Annotated in this window: 13 protein-coding genes; 7 read left to right on the forward strand and 6 right to left on the reverse strand. The window is 66.4% G+C overall.

The genetic code is table 11. The features are described 5' to 3' along the window. Positions 1 to 113: 113 nt before the first annotated feature. From CEY11_RS17000 to CEY11_RS17015, 4 genes are read left to right on the forward strand one after another with little or no spacing between them, the layout of a single operon-like run. Positions 114 to 3074 (forward strand): xanthine dehydrogenase family protein molybdopterin-binding subunit, encoded by a 2961-nt coding sequence (locus CEY11_RS17000; protein ID WP_088604594.1) that lies wholly within the window; start codon positions 114 to 116, stop codon positions 3072 to 3074. Continuing rightward, on the forward strand, positions 3071 to 3820 hold the full coding sequence (locus CEY11_RS17005) for a (2Fe-2S)-binding protein (protein ID WP_233154932.1): 750 nt from the start codon (positions 3071 to 3073) through the stop codon (positions 3818 to 3820). Before CEY11_RS17000 ends, CEY11_RS17005 begins: the two co-directional genes overlap by 4 nt. Next, the gene (locus tag CEY11_RS17010) at positions 3810 to 5153 is read left to right on the forward strand and encodes a c-type cytochrome (protein WP_088604595.1); all 1344 of its coding nucleotides are present in this window, start codon (positions 3810 to 3812) and stop codon (positions 5151 to 5153) included. The genes CEY11_RS17005 and CEY11_RS17010 overlap by 11 nt, the downstream gene beginning before the upstream one ends. A gap of 31 nt (positions 5154 to 5184) precedes the next feature. Then, entirely contained in the window at positions 5185 to 5832 is a 648-nt protein-coding gene (locus CEY11_RS17015; RefSeq protein ID WP_088604596.1) for a nucleotidyltransferase family protein, read from the forward strand. 94 nt (positions 5833 to 5926) lie between these two features. Here CEY11_RS17015 and CEY11_RS17020 read toward each other — a convergent pair whose 3' ends face one another. Beyond that, on the reverse strand, positions 5927 to 7255 hold the full coding sequence (locus CEY11_RS17020) for a purine-cytosine permease family protein (protein ID WP_088604597.1): 1329 nt from the start codon (positions 7253 to 7255) through the stop codon (positions 5927 to 5929). 719 nt (positions 7256 to 7974) lie between these two features. Continuing rightward, positions 7975 to 10800 carry an ATP-binding cassette domain-containing protein gene (locus CEY11_RS17025; protein ID WP_158215349.1) on the reverse strand — a complete coding sequence of 942 codons (2826 nt, stop codon included), beginning with the start codon at positions 10798 to 10800 and terminating at the stop codon, positions 7975 to 7977. 286 nt (positions 10801 to 11086) lie between these two features. Here CEY11_RS17025 and garD point away from each other — a divergent pair, with 286 nt between their 5' ends. The 3 genes from garD (at position 11087) to kdgD (ending at position 15208) form a co-directional block, all read left to right on the forward strand. Continuing rightward, positions 11087 to 12649, forward strand: a complete 1563-nt coding sequence (gene garD, locus CEY11_RS17030; protein ID WP_088604599.1) for a galactarate dehydratase — start codon at positions 11087 to 11089, stop codon at positions 12647 to 12649. Between the two features lie 310 nt (positions 12650 to 12959). Next, positions 12960 to 13709 carry a FadR/GntR family transcriptional regulator gene (locus CEY11_RS17035; protein WP_088604600.1) on the forward strand — a complete coding sequence of 250 codons (750 nt, stop codon included), beginning with the start codon at positions 12960 to 12962 and terminating at the stop codon, positions 13707 to 13709. Between the two features lie 584 nt (positions 13710 to 14293). Next, positions 14294 to 15208, forward strand: coding sequence for a 5-dehydro-4-deoxyglucarate dehydratase (gene kdgD / locus CEY11_RS17040; protein WP_088604601.1), 915 nt, complete (start codon positions 14294 to 14296; stop codon positions 15206 to 15208). A gap of 229 nt (positions 15209 to 15437) precedes the next feature. Here the strand turns inward: kdgD and CEY11_RS17045 are convergent, their stop codons facing one another. The 4 genes from CEY11_RS17045 to CEY11_RS17060 form a co-directional block, all read right to left on the reverse strand. Further along, the gene (locus tag CEY11_RS17045) at positions 15438 to 16241 is read right to left on the reverse strand and encodes a lipoyl protein ligase domain-containing protein (RefSeq protein ID WP_088604602.1); all 804 of its coding nucleotides are present in this window, start codon (positions 16239 to 16241) and stop codon (positions 15438 to 15440) included. Next, positions 16213 to 16680: a TM2 domain-containing protein gene (locus tag CEY11_RS17050; protein ID WP_088604603.1), complete on the reverse strand. Its 468-nt coding sequence runs from the start codon at positions 16678 to 16680 to the stop codon at positions 16213 to 16215. Before CEY11_RS17050 ends, CEY11_RS17045 begins: the two co-directional genes overlap by 29 nt. A gap of 180 nt (positions 16681 to 16860) precedes the next feature. Next, the gene (locus CEY11_RS17055) at positions 16861 to 18018 is read right to left on the reverse strand and encodes a methyltransferase (protein WP_088604604.1); all 1158 of its coding nucleotides are present in this window, start codon (positions 18016 to 18018) and stop codon (positions 16861 to 16863) included. Positions 18019 to 18124: 106 nt separating this feature from the next. Further along, complete coding sequence (locus tag CEY11_RS17060) at positions 18125 to 19045, reverse strand: LysR substrate-binding domain-containing protein (protein WP_088604605.1); 921 nt, start codon at positions 19043 to 19045, stop codon at positions 18125 to 18127. Positions 19046 to 19246 lie beyond the last annotated feature (201 nt).

Consider the following 19246-nt stretch of genomic DNA (forward strand, 5'->3'; position numbering starts at 1 on the left):
TCTCTCAGTGCGGTTGCCGTTTTGATCGCAAACCGGGGTGAACCGCCATCACCGACCTTGCGGCCCCGTGTTCCCGAGCCCCCGCCGCCGCAACACACACGGAAGAAATGCACATGGATCATCTCGATGCTTCGCGCCGCAGGTTCTTGAAGACTACCGTCATCGCCGGGGTCACCGCCTACATCGCGCCGTTCGGTTCGCAGGCCTATGCCGCCTTGTTCGAGGAAAAGCTGCTGACGCCCGTCGCATGGGATCCGGCCGCCCAGCGTGCGCGCTTCCGTGTCGACGGCATGGCCAAGGTAACCGGCTCCAAGATCTTCGCGCGCGACATCCGCGCGCGCGACATGCCGCACTGGCCGCAACAGCAGAGCCATGCGTTTTTTCTGCGCGCCACGCATGCCGACGCGCTTTACCAGGGTTTCGACCTGGGCCGCCTGGACGGCGCCTTGAAACCGGATCGTGTCGTTACCGCCGACGACCTGAAACGCGATGGCGTGGCCTTCACCGACTTCTATGGCGAGGACATGCTGCTGCCGCCCGGCAAGACGCCGGCGTACCTGGGGCATGCGGTGGCCATACTGATCTACCACGACTTCGGGCGCTACAGCCAGGCGCGCAGCGCCTTGCAGTTCCAGAATGACGTGCTGCGCTACGGCGCGCACACCGGCCCGCTGCAGCGCGACCCGTGGGGCGTGTTCCGCTTCGTGCGCGTGGGCGGCGCCACGCCCGATGCCGACGATGTGTATTCCAGCTTGCGGGACGCGCCGGTGTTTCCCAGCCAGATGCGCAAGCACCTACCGGTATGGCCCGACGGCAAGAACCACGGCAAGCTCGATGAGCAGGGCATGTACTACGCGCAGCGCATCCGCGACGAGCTCGATCGCCCGCCCGCGGACTGGCTGGTGATGGCGCGCCGCTACCAGACCCAGTCGGTCGATACGGCGGCGCTGGAACCCGACAATGCCAATTGCTGGTACGACGCCCAGGGCCAGGCGCTGCACATGGTGGTGCCCACGCAGTCGCCCACCGAGGTGGCCGAGACCGCGGCGGCCATGATGGCCAAGACCCGCTTTCCGGTGCGCAGCATCTTCCTTCATCCTTGCTATACCGTGGGCTATGGCTCGAAGGATCATTGCAATATGCCGTTCTATGGCCTGGCCTGTGCGCTGTACGGCGACGGTCGGCCGGTGCGGCTGGCCAACGACCGCTACGAGCAGTTCCAGACGGCGCTCAAGCGCCACGCCTTCGACATGCGCTATCGGCTGGCGGTGGATCGCAAGACCGGCCTGTTCCAGTCTTTCGCGGCCGACCTGGTGGCCAATGGCGGCGGCCGCTGCAATTTCTCGCCCTCGGTGGCGATGGTCGGCGCGACCGCGGCCCAGTCCATCTACTATCTGCCCAAGTCGGATCTGACCGCGCGCGCCGACGCCAGCCGGGCCGTGGACGCGGGCTCGGCGCGCGGCTACGGCACGCTGCAGTCCATGGTCGCCACCGAGTTGATGGTCGATGAGCTGGCGCAGCAGCTGGGCATGGATGCGATCGAGCTGCGTCTGAAGAATGTGCTCAAGACCGGCATGAAGAACACCCAGGGGGCCATCCCCGCCGGCGCGGTGCGCGCCGACGAGGTGTTGCGCCAGGCGCGTGCGCATCCGCTATGGACGGGGCGCGAGCAGCGCAAGCAAGAGTACGAGGCCGCCCACCCCGGGCGCTTGTACGGCGTGGGTTTTGCCTGTGTGCAGAAGGACTTCGGCACCGGCGCCGAGTCGTCTTTCGCCAAGGTAGAGATTGCGCCCGACGGCAAGGTGCTGCTGCGCCATAGCGGCACCGAGATCGGCACCGGCATGAGCACCTCGCAGGCCATTGCCTGTGTGCGCTGGCTGGGCTCACCCGCCACCGACCTGGGCTATGCCATTACGCAGTGGCCCGAGCTGCCCATGAAGACCAGCGGCGACCCGTATCTAATGAGCCAGGCCGAGCAGGACAAGGCGCAGGCCGACCCGCTCTGGACGCCGGCCATCGCCTCGCCGGCCAGCGCCTCCAATTCGGCGTTCTATTACACGCACAGCACGCGCGAGGCCTGTAGGCTGATCTTCCGCCACGGCCTGTGGCCGGCCGCCATGGCGCTCTGGAGCCGCGGCGTGGGGGGCGGCGCCGCTGCCCCGTACGCGGTGCGCGAAGAAGACGCGCGCTGGGAGCAGGGCCTGCTTACGGCCAACGGCATGCCTGGCCTGAGTCTGCAGCAGCTGGCGCGCAAGGCCCACGAGATGGGCGCTGTGACCGGCGCGGTGGTGCATGTCTTCAATCGCTGGGAATGGGCGCAGGCGGATTTCACGATAGACGGGCGGGCCGAGCGCCTGCCGGCCGACGGCATCGCGCTGCGCCATGGGTCGGGCGGGGCGGCGGCGCATCAGGGACGGTCGAAGGGCGCCACGGTGACGCCCGCCGCGCCCGCAACCGCCGAGGCGACAGCCGGTATAGCAGCCGGTATAGCAGCCGGTGTAGCAGACGGCCAGATGGGGCAGCCCGCCGCGAACGCTGGGCCGCCGCAGGCCTCCGGGCCGGGCGGCTATCGCTGCATCGGCCGCGATGCCGCGCATTATCCGCCAGTGCAGCGCAATAACGCCGGGGTCACGTATTACAGCGCCATGGGTTCGCTGGCCGAGCTGGCGGTGGATACTGCCAGCGGCAAGGTCGAGCTGCTGACCCACCATTCGGTCATCGAGTGCGGCAACTTGCTGTCGCGCGACCTGGTGGCCGGCCAGATCGAGGGCGGCATCGCCATGGGCATAGGCCACGCGCTGTATGAGTACCTGCCGCTGTATGAAGACGGGCCGGGCAACGGCACCTGGAATTTCAATCGCTATCACGTGCCGCGAGCCTCCGAGGTCGCGCTGTGGTCGCAAACCCACGAGATCCTGCCGCCGCTATCGGATACCGATCCGCCCAAGGGTATGGCCGAAGTGGCCATGATCCCGATCGTCGGCGCCATCGTCAACGGCCTGGCGCACGCCGTCGGCCGCCGCTACACCAGCCTGCCGGTCACGGCCGATCAAATTATGGAGGCGCTGGCATGAGTACGTCCGAGATGAGCACGTCCGTGACATCGGCGGCCGCCGCGGCTTCCACAACCGCTTCTGCAGCAGCTTCCACAACGGCTTCTGCAACCGCTCCCGCGACGGCTACCGCAACGCAGGGCGCCGCGCCCGCCGTCGCCGCGGCTCCGAGCCGCGCCGTTTCCATGACGATCAATGGCCAGGCGGTGGGCCCGTTCCAGGTTCCCGAAACCCTGATGCTGATCGACTACCTGCACGAGTACGCGGGCCTGACCGGTTCGCGCCTGGGCTGCGGACAGGGCATCTGCCATGCCTGTGTGGTGATCCTGGATCAGCCCGACGGCACCAGCGTAGAGATGCGCAGCTGCATCACCGGCGCGGCGTATTTCCAGGGCAAGAAGATCCGCACCATAGAAGGCCATGCGCAGCGCAATGCCGCGGGCGAAGTCACTGCGCTATCGCCGGTGCAGCAGAAATTCCTCGAGTTCTACAGCTTCCAGTGCGGCTACTGTACGCCGGGCTTCGTGAACGCGGCCACGGTGCTGCTGGAGCGCCTAGCGCGCCAGCCGATCGCAAAAGACCAGGTGGAAAGCGTCGTGACCCAGGCGCTGGACAGCCACATCTGCCGCTGCACCGGCTATGTGCGCTATCACCGGGCGGTGCGCGACCTGGTGCTGTCGACTCCCGGCCTGACCAAGGACGGTGGCCAAGACAAGCTCAAGCAAGACGTTGCGGTAGAGTCCAAGGAGAGCGGCCATGGCAAATAACGCGGGCACGGGCGGCAACAAGGCCGCGCGCCGCGGCAGCCGCGGCAAGACACGCCGCACGGTGCGCATCGCAGGGGTGGTGATCGTGGTGCTGCTGATCGGCGCCGCGGCGCTGCTGGCGGGGGCCTTCGATCCTTCGTACCCGGCCTCGGACGTGGATCGCAACCCGGCGGACGCGCAGCTTGTAGCTCGCGGCAAGTACCTGGCGGCCGCGGCCGACTGCGCCGCCTGCCATACCGCTCGGGGCGGGGCGCCCTACGCGGGCGGCGATGCGCTGGCCACGCCCTTCGGTACCATCCACGGATCGAACATTACGCCCGACAAGCGCTACGGCATAGGCAAGTGGAGTTCCGCCGATTTCTATCGGGCGCTGCACGATGGCCTGGGGCCCGATCATCCGCTGTATCCGGCCATGCCCTATACCTCGTACCGGGGCATAACCCGCGCCGACAGCGACGCCATCTATGCCTATCTGCATAGCCTCAAGCCCGTGGCGCAGCCCGACAAGGGCAATGACTTCGCCTTTCCCTTCAACCTGCGCCTGCTGATGCGCGGCTGGAATCTGCTGTTCCTGAAGAATACGCTGCCCGATGTCTCGGCCGGCAGCTCGCAGCAGTGGACGCGCGGACGCTACCTGAGCAACGCGCTCGGGCATTGCACCGAATGCCACACGCCGCGCGGCGCGCTGGGCCAGCTGCAACTGGGCAGCACGCTGGGCGGCGGCGCGCTGGGGCGCCTGCACGCGCCCGACATCACGCCCGCCGGCCTGGCCGCGCGCGGCTGGACGCCGCAAGACCTGCAGACCTTCCTGGCCCGCGGCTATGCGCCGCAGGGTTCGGTGTACGGCGAGATGTACGAAGCCTTCCACCACAGCCTGCGCTTCCTGAATTCGGCCGACAACCAGGCCATGGTGGCGTACCTGCTGGGCGACGCGCCGCCGGCGCCCCAGCCCCTGGCGCCGCCCCCCGCGGCCGGCGGCGAGCAGGGCCAGAGCGTCATGGCGGGCAGGCAGCATTATCTGGCGCTGTGCGCCGGCTGCCACGCGGTCGATGGCGCCGGCAAGCCCGACGTGGCGGTAGCCATGCAGGGCAACACCACCGTGCGCAACGCCGACCCGCACAACCTGCTGGTGGTGATGCTGGACGGCCTGGACGCGCAGTCCTTCACGGGCCATGACGCGATGCAGTCCATGCCGGGCTTCGCCAGCAGGCTGGACGACGCCGGCCTGGCCGATCTGGCCAATTACCTGCGCCTGACCTGGGGCGGCCAGAAGGCCGATATCCAGGCCGCCGACGTGCGGGCGCTGCGCGGCAAGGGGTCGGTGCAGCCATGAGCCGCGCCGGCAACAAAGGGCGGCTGCGGCCATGAGCACCGCCGAACGCCAAGCACCCGGCCGGCCGCAGGCCGAGCGGCAATCCGCTACCGCACCGGCAGGTGCCGCGGCGATCGTGCTGGCGGCCGGCCGCGCGCGGCGCTATGGGCGCGACAAGCGGCTCGAGCCGGTCGGCGCCATGCCCATGTTCCTGCATGCGGCATTGCTGCTGCAGCATGTTGCCGACACACTGGTGGTGCTGGGCCCTGAAGACGAGTCGCAGGCGCGGCTGCTGGCCGAGCATGGCGTGGATTCCGTTCATTGCCCGCAGGCCGCGCAGGGCATGGGGCACAGCCTGGCCTGCGGGGTGGCACAGCGCCGCGAGGCCGCGGGCTGGTTCGTGATGCCGGCGGACATGCCTTTCATACGGCCTGCAACGCTGGACGCGCTGGCCCGCGCTGCCGCCGAACATGAGCTGGCGGCCCCGGCCTACCAGGGTCGGCGCGGCCATCCGGTCTGGTTCGCGCGGCGCTATCTGCCGCAGCTGCTCGCACTGAGCGGCGACCGCGGCGCGCGCGCCATACTGGAGGCCGGCGAGCCTTTCTTGCTGCCCGTGGACGACCCCGGCTGCGTCTGGGACGTGGATCGGCCTGAAGACCTGGAGCGGATGTTGCGTGCTGCGGGCGTGCAGAACCAATAGACCCGATGGGCTGATCGAGACATAGATTAATGTGAAAGAAGCCTCTTTCGTCCTCGGGGGTGGCCGCAACTGCCATTCTCGTTAGGGCCCGCGCTTATTCCCCGGCCTGGGCCGCCGTGGTTGCGCTGTGGTCTGGCCGTGTGCGCGTCAGCGCCGCCAGCACGAAGGTCAGAACCAGGGTGGGCAGGGCCGAGCCCAGTTGCGGCGCGCGCAGGGCCAGCACCTGGTAGCAGATGATGCCCGCCACCCACAGCGCCGCCGCGCCGGCGTCGATATTGCGCCGTGGGGCGGCCCAGGATTGCCGGCCCCAGCCCAGGCGCCCCAGGATCACGCCGTACAGCGGTACGAATACCGAACTCAGCGTCAATAGAAAGGGTTCGAGGCTGTGCATGGGCAGCACCAGCGCCAGCAGGGTGCCGCCGACCGACAGCAGCATGGCCCAGCGCCGCACCGGCCACGCCGGCTTCAGGCTGTGCGCCGACACCGCGCCCGAATACAGGTCGCCATAGGCATTGTCGAGTTCGTCTATGAGTATCAGGCCCAGCGCCACCAGCCCGCCCTGAGCCAGCAGCAGCGCGCCGACCAGATCCGCACCGGGCGCCGAGACACTGGCCACCAGCACGCCCAGACCGTAGCACCAGACATTGGCCACGGTGTAGCCGATCCAGGTGCCGCCCAGCGCCGCGCCTGGCCCGCGGCCGTAGCGCGCATAGTCGGCCACCAGCGGCAGCCAGGACACCGGCATGGCGATCACCAGATCCAGGGCCGCGAACAGGCCCATGCTGCCGTCGCCGCCGCGCTGCCACAGTGCCTGCAGGCCCGTGGCCTGCAGCCGGCCGGCGAACTGCCAGCTCAGCCATAGCAGCGACAGGATCACCAATGGCAGGCCGAGCCGGCTGACATAGCGCCGCACCAGCGTGATCATCGAACCGGCCAGCAGAGCGGTGAGCACTGCCCCCCAGAACACCGTGTAGAGCACGGCCGCCCACGGGCCGTCGAGCACCGCGCCGAAGGCCTGCCGCGCTATGGCCAGCGTGCCTTCGCGCATGATGACGATCTCGAAGGTGGTCCAGCCCAGCAACTGCACGATGTTCATGAACACCGGCAGCCGCGCGAAATGCCGGCCGTAGGTCAGGTGCATGAGGCCGGCGCTGGACAGGCCGCTGGCGCAGCCCAGCCTGGCGACCCAGGCGAGCAGCCCCGAGCCGATCACGGAGCCCGCCACTACCGCCAGCAGCGCCTGCGGCGTGCCCACCGAGGGCGCCAGATAGGCGCCCACCTGCATCACCAGCAGTCCCACGCCCAGGCTGAACCACAGTGAGGCATGGGCGCTCCAGCCGAATGCGCGGTCCTGCGCGGGCATGGGAGTTAGGGCTTCGTTGCGCGGGCCGGAGCTGGGGAGTTCAATGGAAGAGGTGGACATGGCGCCGATCGGTGATGGAGGCGGTTCGGGCTGTGCACCCGTGGTTCGAGGCTGTGCGTGCGTGGGAATTGTAGTGCACGTGCAGTGCGGGCGCTGAGTTGAGCAGGGCCGCGTGGGAGCCGCGGCCGCATGCGCATGAGTCAAGGATTCCGCGGCAGGCGGATCGATGCCGACTATACCCGTACGGTATTAAAGCCTGACCTATAAAGTCTTGGAAACGGGACAAGGTGGCACCTCGTAATGCGCAGGCCTTAGCCAGGAGACATCAGATGAATCGCCATATCCGCGCGTTGCCGCCAGCTACCCCAGCGACCCCGTCCATTGGGTGGTGCCTTGCACTCCTGGTGGCGCCGCGAGCACTTGTCGGTGGCCCGGCCGTTGGATGACAGCAACTTCCTCTTGACCGTGCCCGACGGGCCGGCCTGGGAGTTTCCCTGGATGAAGACCGCGTGTGCTTCTTCCGGCGCGACGGCCTGCACAGAATGATCAGTGTGCCCAAGTAGTTCAACAGGAAATAGACATGTTGTTCCATATACGCGAGGCTGTGAGCATTCCCCCGTGATATGCACGCGGCACAGGCCGCCGAACTCGAGGCCAAGGAAAAACCCCTATTCGCAAGACCTGCAGCGCAGCGGCAAGTAGCGGCACATCTGGCGCCTGGCGGGCGAGTGCGTCCATTACAGCCTCTTCGATGGGGCCTCATGCGTCCTGGCCGAATGTTATCCGGCCGGGCCCCTAGGCATGCGCGCCGAGCCGCGTCCACGTTCTTCCAGGGTGCGCGCCAGCTTGGCGTCGAGGCGGCGATCCAGGGTGGCGGCAATCGCGCGCTCCATGGCCGACTGCTCGGCGCTACTGTGATCCAGGCTGGCGACGTCCTGCAGATCCTCGCGGCTGATGGACAGCAGCAGGCACGGCAGCCGCGCCCGGCAGGTCGTGGGGTGTGGAACATCTTCGAGCAGCGCGAATTCGCCGAAGAAGTCGCCGATTTCCAGTATCTCCATGACGCCGGCCGCGCCCGTGGAGGTGCGTACGCTGCTTTCCACTTCGCCGCGGGCAATGATGTAGAAGTTGCCGGCGCGGGAGCCTTCCTCGATCAGCACGCTGCCGGCCTGCACCTCCACGACCCGCAGCCTGCCCTGTATGCGTTCCAGATCCTCGGCCGGCGTCGCGGCGAATAGCGGTATGCGGCGCAGGCCCTGCAGCGTGATGTCGGCGCCTTTGCCGGATTCGGCGATTTCGATCTGTGATTGCTTCTCCCACAGGTCGTGATAGGTGCCGCGGCGCTGCAGCAATTCATCGTGCGTGCCGGTCTCGGCCAGCCGGCCGTTGCGGAATACGCATATCAGATCCATGGCGGGGCAGGAGGCCAGCCGATGTGTGACCGACAGGACGGTGCGCCGGGCGCCGATGTGCGCCAGCGTCCGGCTGATGGCGACTTCGGCCTCGGCATCCAGCGAGGCTGTGGCTTCGTCGAGCAGCAGAATCTGGGGATCGCGCAGGATCGCCCTGGCAATGACGATGCGCTGGCGCTGTCCGCCTGAAAGCAGCCTGCCGCCTTCTCCCACTTCGGTGTCGTAGCCCTGCGGCAAGGATAGGATGAAGTCGTGGATTTCGGCGGTGCGCGCCGCCTGTTCGACCTCGGTATCGCCGGCGCTGAGCCTGCCCAGGCGGATGTTGTAGCGGATCGATCCGTCGAACAATGTGTTGTCCTGGTTCACCATGGCGATGGCCGATTTCAGGGCACGGGAGTCGAGGTCGCGGATGTCGATGCCGTCGAATGCGATGCCGCCCGAGATGGCGTCGTAGGTGCGCGACATCAGGTTCAGGACGGTGCTCTTGCCCGAGCCCGAGGGCCCCACCAGCGCGATCCGCCGGGGCAGGGGAGTTTCCAGGCTTACCCCGTCGAGGTCGAGCCGGTCGCCGGCATAGCTGAACGAGACGTCGCTGAGGCTGACCCGGGATATGGGCTCGCCCACCGGTTTGGGCAGCGCGGGCGCGTCTGTGCTCGAGTCTATCGGGCCTTGCAGCAGCGATTCGATGCGCTGCCAGCAGCTCAGCGCGTGGATCAGGCCGGACAATTGTTCGGCGATGCCGTTGGCGGCGGAGCCCAGTTCCAGCAGCAGTCCTATGTAGGCGACCACCACGCCACTGGAGACCGTACCGTGCAGCGCCAGCATGGCGCCCAGCGCGATCACGGCCATTTGCGCGCCGCTCAGGGCGAAGCCTGTCATCCGGCCCGTGAGTTCGCCCAGCAGGTGATGGCGGCGCGCTGCGGTACGCAGCGCCTGCAGATGCGTCCGGTGCTGTTCGCGCCGATGTCCGCTGATATCCAGCGCGCGGATCACCGGCAGCATCTGTATGGTTTCCTTGATGAACGCGGTGAGCCTGCTCTCGGTGGACTTGCGCGCATGCGTTGCGAGCACCGCATATTGCGTCAGGCGGCGCGGCGCCCACATCGAGGCGCCGAACAGCAGCACCGTGGCCAGCGCCATGTGCCAGTCGAGCGCGACGGCCGCAGCCAGTGCGCCCAGCGCCATCACCAGTTTCAGCGCCATGGACGGGATGATGCTGATCGTTGCGCTCTCGATGGCATGCATGTCGGAGGTCAGCCGCGACACCAGCGTAGTGCTCTTGTAGCGGCCCAGGTGCCTGAAGGACAGCGCGAGCAGGCGGTCGAAGGCGCGCTCGCGCACGTCGTTCAGCGCCCGGGGGCCGAGCGTCGAGACGCCGAGGTCGACCGCGATGCCGGCGCAGGCCGATACCAGGAAGCCACCCGCCAGCAGGGCTAGCGTCTGTTCCACGACGTCGGTGCGGTGCGGCGTGATGCCGTGGTCGAACAGGCGGTGCAGCCAGATCGGCATCAGCATCGCATAGAAGGCCTGTATCAGCAGGCCACCGGCCAGCAGCAGGCAGAGCGCCCAGTAAGGGCGCAGCATGGCCAGGATCCAGCGCCCGAAGGCCCGCATGCCGTGAGACAGGGAGTCGCGCGGCAGCGAATGCGCCCATTGCAGTTCCAGCATGGCGGCAGGGTGTCCGGTAGCCATACGGCTCGCGGCGTCCAGCGGCAGGCCGGCAGCCAGCTCGCGCGCCAGGCCGAGCAGCCGTGCCGGGCCGTACCGGTTCAGCATGAATCCGATGAAGTCGCCGGCGCGCATGGCATCCCCGGTCTCGCCCATGCCCGCCGACAGGCGCTGGTTCAGCCCTTCCAGGCCGTAGGCCTCGCTGCGCCCGATGCGAGCGGCCTCGCCGCCACGCCGCGCCAGCAGGTGTTGCAGCAGGCCGTGGGCCACTAGGCCATTGTCGCCGGAACAGCCCGCAAGCCGGGCGAGCACGTCCTGCACGACGGCCAGTTGCCGGTCGCCGTGCGCGGGCGTATCAGTGTGCCGCGCCGGGAAGAGGGCGTTCGCGCAGCCGCTTTCGGGAATCGCGGCAACGTTGTCCCTTGTTTCCAGGGCTTGCCGCGCGGCAAGCTCCAGCCATGCCAGATCCGGCGCGGCCCGCTTGCCGCGCGGCCATGCCCGGGCTCGCCGTTTTGAATTTTCCATCAGGGATCTATGTCCAAGGTTCGTCGGTCTGCGCCTTCGCGCGCGGGACGACGCGTCGTCCGGGTGGCCTACGGCGGCGCCTTGTGCCGGCGGCATTGCTGCGGGGTAGTGTGTCTTGCCGGGCGTCCAGGCCCGTCAGCTCGCGGGATTATGGGTGGCAATTGTTGCAGTGGCTTTACAGTAGTATCGTGGTCAATTGACAGACATCAGACGTCTTGATTAAATGGGCGCCGGCCGAGCTTGGTGCCGTAATCCGGCCCAAACCGCATTCCATTCGGGAGTACTCATGGACAGGCAAGGCGGCGACGCGCCGCTCTATATACGCATACATCCGCGGGACAATGTGGCGATCGTGGTCAACGACGGCGGCCTGCCGGCCGGCGCGGTTTTTGCCGACGGCCTGGCGCTGGTCGAGGGCGTGCCGCAGGGGCACAAGCTTGCCCTGGAAGACTTGGCCGAAGGCGCGCCGGTGCTGCGCTACGGCACGGTGATCGGCTACGCGCTGCAGGCCGTGCCGCGCGGCGGCTGGGTCAGCGAGGCGCGCTTGCGCATGCCGGATTCGCCGGCGCTGGATGACTTGCCCATGGCCACGCGGCAGGTGCCGCCGGCCGAGCCGCTGCAGGGCTATACCTTCATGGGCTATCGCAATCCCGACGGCTCGGTGGGTACGCGCAACATCCTGGCCATCAGCACTACGGTGCAGTGCGTAGCCGGGGTGGTGGAACATGCCGTGGCGCGCATCCGCCAGGAATTGCTGCCGCTGTATCCGCACGTCGACGACGTGGTGGCGCTGGAGCACGCCTATGGCTGCGGCGTGGCCATCGACGCGCCCGGCGCGCAGGTGCCGATACGCACGCTGCGCAACATCAGCCGCAATCCGAACTTCGGCGGCCAAGTGCTGCTGGTGAGCCTGGGCTGCGAGAAGCTGCAGCCGGCGCGCCTGTTCCCGGCGCAGGCCGAGGCACTGGCAAGCGGCGGGCAGGGCGCGCGTGGCCTGGTGCGGCTGCAGGACGACGAGCACGTGGGCTTCCAGTCCATGGTGGACTCGATCATGCAGTCGGCGCGCGTGCGGCTGGTCGAGCTGGATCGGCGCCGCCGCGTAAGCTGCCCGGCCTCGGAACTGGTAGTCGGGGTGCAGTGCGGCGGCAGCGACGCTTTTTCCGGCATTACCGCCAACCCCGCGGTGGGCCATGCCAGCGACCTGCTGGTGCGGGCCGGCGCTACGGTCATGTTCTCCGAAATCACCGAGGTGCGCGACGGCATCGGCCAGCTCACCGCCCGGGCCGCCACGCCCGAGGTGGCGCAGGCGCTGGTGCGCGAGATGGATGCATACGACCAGTACCTGAAGCGCGGCGGCGCCGACCGCAGCGCCAATACCTCGCCCGGCAACAAGAAGGGCGGTCTGTCGAATATTGTCGAGAAGGCCATGGGCTCGATCGTCAAGTCGGGCTCCAGCCCCATCGTCGACGTGCTGGCCCCGGGCGAAAAGCTGCGCCGCAAGGGGCTGGTGTACGCGGCTACGCCGGCCAGCGATTTCATCTGCGGCACGCTGCAGCTGGCCGCCGGCATGAATGTGCATGTGTTCACCACGGGCCGCGGCACGCCGTACGGCCTGGCCGCGGTGCCGGTGGTCAAAGTCGCCACGCGCGACGACCTGGCGCGCCGCTGGCACGACCTGATGGACATCAATGCCGGCGGTATTGCCAGCGGCCGCGCCAGCATCGAGGACGTGGGCTGGGAGCTGTTCCGCTACATCCTGGAAGTGGCCAGCGGCCGCAAGAAGACCTGGGCCGAGCAATGGAAGCTGCACAACTCGCTGGCGCTGTTCAATCCGGCGCCAGTTACCTGATGTGGGCGTGGCCCGATGGCCTCATATATATAGAGTCCTTGTCCGAGGCTCATAGCCGACGCTTATGTCCAAGACTCATATCCAAGACTCATGTTCAGGGCTCATGTCCAAGACTCATGTTCAAGGCCCATATTCAAGGCTCATGCCCAGGGCGAATGTTCAACGTTCGTTTCGGGGGTTCATGCCCGGATTCGTCTCCAGGTTTCACGCCCCGGAGCAGGGTATATGAGGATGGGGAAGGAAAATTGCGCTGGCTATAATCGGACGCGCTGGCTCGGATATGAATAAACATAATCAATACGGCAGGACTATGACTTCTAGTGCCCCGGAACGCAGACGCTCGCGCAGCCTGACCGATGACGTGGTCGAGGCCTTGTCCGAACAGATCCGCCAAGGGCGCTATCGGCCGGGCTCCAAGCTGCCCACCGAATCGGCCATCATGCACGAGCAGTCCGTCAGCCGTACGGTGGTGCGCGAGGCGATCTCGCGTCTGCAGGCCGCCGGCCTGGTCGAGACCCGCCACGGCATCGGCACCTTCGTCATGGAGTCCGACGCCGGGCATACCGTCAAGCTGGCCGCCAACCAGATCTTCACCATGCTCGACACCATGGCGGTGCTGGAGCTGCGCATCAGCCTCGAGACCGAGGCGGCGGCGCTGGCGGCGGTGCGGCGCAGCGACGACGATCTGCAAAGCCTGCGTACGCTGCTCGATGAATTCCGCGGCCAGCTGGGGGCGTCCAGCGGCGGCTCGGTGCCGGCCGACCAGGCCTTTCATTTGCGCATTGCGCAGGCCACGGGCAACCAGTATTTCCAGGACATTCTCGGCCAACTGGGCAAGAACCTCATTCCTCGCACTCGCATCGACACCGCGCACTTGGCGCTGGACGACCAGCAGAACTATCTGCGCCGCCTCAGCCAGGAACACGAAGATATCTACTTTGCCATAGAGCGCGGCGACCCCGAGGCCGCGCGCGCCGCCATGCGCACGCACCTGAGCAATAGCCGCGAACGCCTGCGCAAGGCCTACGAGCGTATGACGCACGGGGCGGCGCGGGCCTAGGGCCTGTTCACCCTAAAAGGGGAGCCGCATGGCCACAAAAAAGCTTGTCCATCAAGGCGCGAAGCGCAGCCGTGGTGGTTCCACGGCGAGCATGAGCAACGCCGAGGGGCGGGCTTTTTTGTGGCCACCCTGCGGGCTGGCGGGCAAATGGGCGCCATGCGTCGTTGCGGGTTCGTTGCGTGGGGCGACCACGCGGCCTCGCCCGCGCCTAGCCTGGCGCCCATTTGCCCACCAGTGCGGCTCCCCTTTTAGGGTGAACAGGCCCTAGGCCACGCCAGCGCGCAACGGTGCGCGATTTCGCTCGTTCCTTTTATCTTTCGTCTTTCGTCTTGCGGCTTGCGGCTTGCGGCTTGATGGCCATGCGGCTGCGCCGACAGAGGCTTCTTCGGCCGGCTTAGTTATATGTCGTCGTATATTGTGGCTCTGGTGTGTTGGAGAATATCCTTTTCATCGAAATCCCCATTAATTTATATAGATAATTGGCGAAGCTTGTTGTTGATTTGCCTTGCAATGGCTAGCTTATATGTTATACGATGACATATTGAATTGCTAGTCATGCAAATCTGCGTAAGGACATCTTTTCCATGAGCCCCTCTGAACTGAAGCGCATCGTCTCCGACGGCCTGCTTTCTTTCCCGGTTACCGATTTCGACCAGAACGGCGATTTCCGCCCGGACACCTATGCCAGCCGCCTCGAATGGCTGGCGCCGTACGGGGCCAGCGCCTTGTTCGTGGCTGGCGGCACCGGCGAGTTCTTTTCTTTGGGGCTGGACGAATACGCCGACGTGGTTCGGGTGGGCGTGCAGGCCTGCAGTGGCAAAGTGCCCATCATCGCCGGGGCGGGCGGCGCCACGCGCAATGCCATCGCCTACGCGCAGCAGGCCGAGAAGCAGGGCGCACAGGGCGTGCTGCTGATGCCGCACTACCTGACCGAAGCCAGCCAGGACGGCATCGTGCGCCATGTTGAACAAGTCTGCAAGTCGGTGTCGCTGGGCGTCATCGTCTACAACCGGGCGCAGTGTCAGCTGGATGCCGATCATCTGGAAGACCTGGCGCAGCGCTGCCCGAACCTGGTCGGCTTCAAGGACGGCCTGGGCAATATCGAGCTCATGGTCACGATCCGGCGCCGGCTGGGCGATCGCTTCGCCTATCTGGGCGGGCTGCCCACCGCCGAGTTCTATGCCGCCGCCTACCGTGCGCTGGGCGTGCCGGTCTATTCGTCGGCCGTCTTCAATTTCATACCACGCACCGCTTTGCAGTTCTACCAGGCCATCGTCGCCGGCGACACCGCTACGCAGGGCCGCATCATGGATGAATTCTTCATCCCTTATGCCCGCATCCGCAATCGTTGCAAGGGCTACGCGGTCAGCATCATCAAGGCGGGTGCGCGCCTGGTGGGCCGCGATGCCGGGCCGGTGCGTGCGCCGCTTACCGACCTGACGCCGCAAGATTGCGCGGATCTGGCCGTGCTGATCGAGAAGGCCGGCTCGCAGAAATAAAGATCTGCGCCGCCTGGAAATTGCAGGCTCCGCGGCGCGGGGCCTGTCAGCGTCGGCAGGCCGGTAGTACAGAGTGCGCCTGCGGCAAGACGCTGCCTGTCAGCGCAGCGCCGGCCGACAGCGTAAGGCCGATAAAAGCCAGCTGGTAAAACAAATAAAAGAAAGAAGCAATAATAGGGAACAGGGCTGGCCAGCGGAAGAAGCGGCCAGCTTATTCAGAACTGGATGGCTAATTGCTGGCGGCCTCCGGCACCCCGGTCGCCGCGGCCGCGCGCCGCAGCGCAGTACCCAGCTCACGCAGGAAGTCCGCAGGGGCGATGCCCGCAGCCGAGGGCAGAAAGCCATACAGCGGCGCCACGCAGCGCGGGTCGTAGCGCTTGCCGCTGCCCAGGGCGCGTTCCAGCACATTGGCCTTGCGCGTCAAGACGGTGGTATCTGCGGTGGCCAGCAGCAGGGCGTGCGCCAGTACCACCTGTACGCTGGCGTCGTTTGTGCGCACCCGCCGCCAAAGCTGTGCGGTGCCGGCCACCTTGCGCGGCGCGGCGCGCGGGCCGCAGGCCAGGTTGTAGCGGCCATCACAGAAGGAGCCTTGCACCGCCTGCGGCCGCGCTTCGATACCAAAGACCAGCAAGGCCTTGCACAGCACCGCGCACAGCAGTTCGTAGGCGGCATCCGAAGCGCGCAGCGGCGGTGCTGTACAGGCGTAGGCCAGGCTCAGATTCAGTATGCCCGGCCCTTGCGGCACCACGCCGCCGCCCGACATGCGCACGGTCACGGGCCAGCCGCGCCGTGCAAGGCGCGTGCATACGGTTTCGAAATTTTCGTGGCGGCGGTAGGTGCGCGGCACCACCAGCCCCTGTGCGGCCTCCCACACGCAAGCCACCGGGCCGCTGCGCGCCGCCAGGCTCATCAGGTCTTCGTCATGTGTGGCAGCCAGTGTCCTGCGCGGGTCGCGCTCCAGCAGCCTGAACGTGCGCGTGCGCGCCGGCGCTGCGTCCGGCGCGCTAGACGCGCCCGGGAACGAATTCTTCATCGCTCATGAAAGCGTAGCGGATGGCGTCGATCAGGCTCAGGATCACCACCAGCGGGGTGAAGACATAGAACAGGATCAGGTACACGATGCCCCAGCCGATCTGGCCCAGATAGAAACGGTGCCCGCCCAGCCAGCCCAGGAAGATCGCCAGCACGATGGCGATCTTGCGCGGGCTGGCCTTGCGGTCGAGCTCGGCGCCCTTGTTGCGGATGATCCACAGGCAGACCGGAATCGTCAGCACCAGCGCCAGCAGCACCTTGGTCGGGTGCGCATGCACGTACGCCAGCACCACCGTGTAGACATCCGAGAAATTCTGGATCACCAGCCCTGTCAAGTACGAGACCCAGGCGAATACCTGGTGCAGCAGGCTTTCGCCGAAAGTCAGCGCAACCAGGATGACGATGAATACGACGCAGGCCAGTATGATTTTCTGCAGCATGGGCTGTGCCTTCAAGCGCATGGAAACGGCCCTAGTTTACCCGCTGGCGCGCGGTGCGGCAGCGGCTTGTGCTGCAAGGCGGACACAGGTTCCAGCGGAACTTGCATTGCCGCAACATGCTTTACCGATAGCTACACCGTTGGGCGGCTCGTTGGGCGGCCGCAAGAGCATGTGGCCGCATTACTGCAGCGGCACGAGCCGCCACAAGCTGGTCACTTCGGCGCGCCGCGCTGCGTAGAGCGGGTCATCGGGGTCGGCAGCCTTGCGGTGGCGCGGGCGGATGTCGAGCCGCCCCAGTACCTGCAGGCCGGCCGCGGCAATGGCGCCGGCCAGGAAGCCCGGGGCGCGCAGCCCCAGGTGCTCGGCCAGATCAGATAGGATCAGCCAGCCCTCGCCGCCGGCACGCAAGTGGCCGCGCAGCCCGTCCAGGAAGCCCAGCAGCATGCGGCTGTCGGGGTCGTAGATGGCCTGTTCCTGCGGCAGGGTGGGGCGCGCGGGCAGCCATGGCGGATTGCAGACGATCAGCGGGCTGAGGCCCTCGGGAAAAAGATCCGTGTCCTGCAGTTCGATGCGCCCAGTCAGCCCCTGGCGCTGGAAATTTTCGCGCGCGCAGGCCAGGGCGCGCGGATCCAGATCGGTGGCGACGATGCGCCGCACCCCGCGCGCCGCCAGCAGCGCCGCGATTACGCCGCTGCCGGTGCCTATGTCGAAGGCCAGGTCGGTGGCCGGCAGGGGCGCCTGCCGCAGCAGATCCAGATACTCGCCGCGCAGCGGCGAGAACACGCCGTAGTGCACGTGGATGGGGTGTTCCAGGCCTTCTACCGCCACACCTTTGCGGCGCCATTCGTGCGCGCCGACGATCCCCTGCAAGGCGCGCAGCGGCAGCAGCATGGGCTCGCCGGCCGCCGCCAGCGCCTCGGTGCAGGCCTGCCGCACGTCGGGCGCGCGCCGCAGGCCGATGCCGAAGCCCGCGTCCAGTTCGATCAGCACGCTGTTCAGCAGGCGGGCACGTTGCGACTGCGCCATGCGGTAGAGGTTGAAGGCCTCGGCCTGGGCGACGGGCTCGGCTCCATGCCGTTTACGCCCGCGGCGCGCGTCCACGCGCCGGGCCAGAGCCTGCAACAGCTGCACGGCATTGTGAAAGTCGCCGCGCCACAGCATGCAGGCGCCGGCATTGGCCAGCCGGAATGCCGCATCCGCATTCAGGGTGTCGTCCACCACCTCGATGCGCCGCGGCGCCGTACCGCCGCCCGGCGCGCGCCACAGGGCGCGGCGCGCCTGGCCGTTTTCGATCCAGGAGGCGTGGTGGGTGTCGGACGGTGCAGCGGCGGTGTTCATGGCGGTGGTTGCGCGGGACAGGGAGGCGGTCGCAAGGCAAGGGAAAGGCCTATTGTCCCATTGTTTCCCAGCGCAGATGGCCGCACGGGCCGCGCCGCGGAATCCATTAACGATTTAGCGCATTGCGTACAGACTCACGTTGCCAGCGAGGCTCGAACAGAGTGATGAAGTCGAAAGCGAATTGGCGCAGGTATTTGGCTCTGTTGAGGCATACGTTCGTTTCCATGGGAGGAAATAGATGACGGACTGGCACGGAATAAAGGCCGATATCCCTGTCCTTTTCATAAGCTAACTCCTGCAGGATCGCGACGCCCAGCCCTGCCGTTACATAGGCCTTGATGACATCGGCGTCCACGGCGGTCAGAACGATATTCGGCTTGATGCCTTTTTCCTCGAAAGCCTCCAACACGCACCGGCCGGAATTCAAGCGCGAATCATAAACAATGAGCGGGTATTGCGCGATGTCGTGCAAAGAAGGCTTGCGCTTACGCAAAAGTGGGTGCGATTTGGGCGTAATCAGGCAACGATAAAGCGTTTTCGTTTGCAGGCGAACCAGTTCCGAATGCTCTGTACCGAAGTTGGTGCTGATGCCGATATCCGCTTTGCCATCCACCAGCAGCGCATCTATTTCATCCGGCGACGACTGGATCAATGCCAGTTGCACGTGCGGGTAGCGCTTTGAAAATTTCTCGATGACTGGCAGCAGCGAGTACCTCGCATGCAGATGCGTGGTGGCGACGATCAGTTGTCCGCTGTCCCTGTCCGAGAAGCGTTGTGCAACTTCCTGGAGCTGGGTCGCAGACATCAAGATCTGGCGGGCGATTTCGAAAACCTCTTTTCCCGCTTCGGTCAGTCCGAGAATTTTCTGGCCACTGCGCATGAAAATGCCGATGCCCAATTGTTGCTCCAGCAACTTCAGTTGCTTGCTGACTCCGGGTTGCGACGTGTACAGCGCAGCGGCTGCATGCGTAATGTTGAAGTCGTTTTTGACGACTTGGCAGAAGTATCGCAATTGCTGGAGCTTCATGCGCCGTATCCTCCTTTACCCTAACCATTGGTTAGGGAGCTCTAAATATATATTCTTTGTAATTATATCTAGCCAACCATAATATTCATGCCACGCCCGCCAGGAAAAAGGCGGCACAAGCGTCGATGTCCAGACAAGTCGCCCCATGCCCGCCAGGGGGAGCAGGGGTTTCCCACACATACCTACATCGAAGACCCAGGA

The sequence above is a fragment of the Candidimonas nitroreducens genome, from assembly GCF_002209565.1.
Taxonomy (GTDB): domain Bacteria; phylum Pseudomonadota; class Gammaproteobacteria; order Burkholderiales; family Burkholderiaceae_B; genus Candidimonas; species Candidimonas nitroreducens.

Excerpts from the sequence above, each read along its gene's own strand:
- CEY11_RS17055 (WP_088604604.1), bottom strand. The coding sequence starts at position 18,018 with ATGAACACCGCCGCTGCACCGTCCGACACCCACCACGCCTCCTGGATC.
- CEY11_RS17050 (WP_088604603.1), bottom strand. The coding sequence starts at position 16,680 with ATGCTGCAGAAAATCATACTGGCCTGCGTCGTATTCATCGTCATCCTG.
- CEY11_RS17000 (WP_088604594.1), top strand. The coding sequence starts at position 114 with ATGGATCATCTCGATGCTTCGCGCCGCAGGTTCTTGAAGACTACCGTC.
- CEY11_RS17060 (WP_088604605.1), bottom strand. The coding sequence starts at position 19,045 with ATGAAGCTCCAGCAATTGCGATACTTCTGCCAAGTCGTCAAAAACGAC.
- CEY11_RS17045 (WP_088604602.1), bottom strand. The coding sequence starts at position 16,241 with ATGAAGAATTCGTTCCCGGGCGCGTCTAGCGCGCCGGACGCAGCGCCG.
- CEY11_RS17035 (WP_088604600.1), top strand. The coding sequence starts at position 12,960 with ATGACTTCTAGTGCCCCGGAACGCAGACGCTCGCGCAGCCTGACCGAT.
- kdgD (WP_088604601.1), top strand. The coding sequence starts at position 14,294 with ATGAGCCCCTCTGAACTGAAGCGCATCGTCTCCGACGGCCTGCTTTCT.
- CEY11_RS17015 (WP_088604596.1), top strand. The coding sequence starts at position 5,185 with ATGAGCACCGCCGAACGCCAAGCACCCGGCCGGCCGCAGGCCGAGCGG.
- CEY11_RS17005 (WP_233154932.1), top strand. The coding sequence starts at position 3,071 with ATGAGTACGTCCGAGATGAGCACGTCCGTGACATCGGCGGCCGCCGCG.
- CEY11_RS17025 (WP_158215349.1), bottom strand. The coding sequence starts at position 10,800 with ATGGAAAATTCAAAACGGCGAGCCCGGGCATGGCCGCGCGGCAAGCGG.
- CEY11_RS17010 (WP_088604595.1), top strand. The coding sequence starts at position 3,810 with ATGGCAAATAACGCGGGCACGGGCGGCAACAAGGCCGCGCGCCGCGGC.
- CEY11_RS17020 (WP_088604597.1), bottom strand. The coding sequence starts at position 7,255 with ATGTCCACCTCTTCCATTGAACTCCCCAGCTCCGGCCCGCGCAACGAA.
- garD (WP_088604599.1), top strand. The coding sequence starts at position 11,087 with ATGGACAGGCAAGGCGGCGACGCGCCGCTCTATATACGCATACATCCG.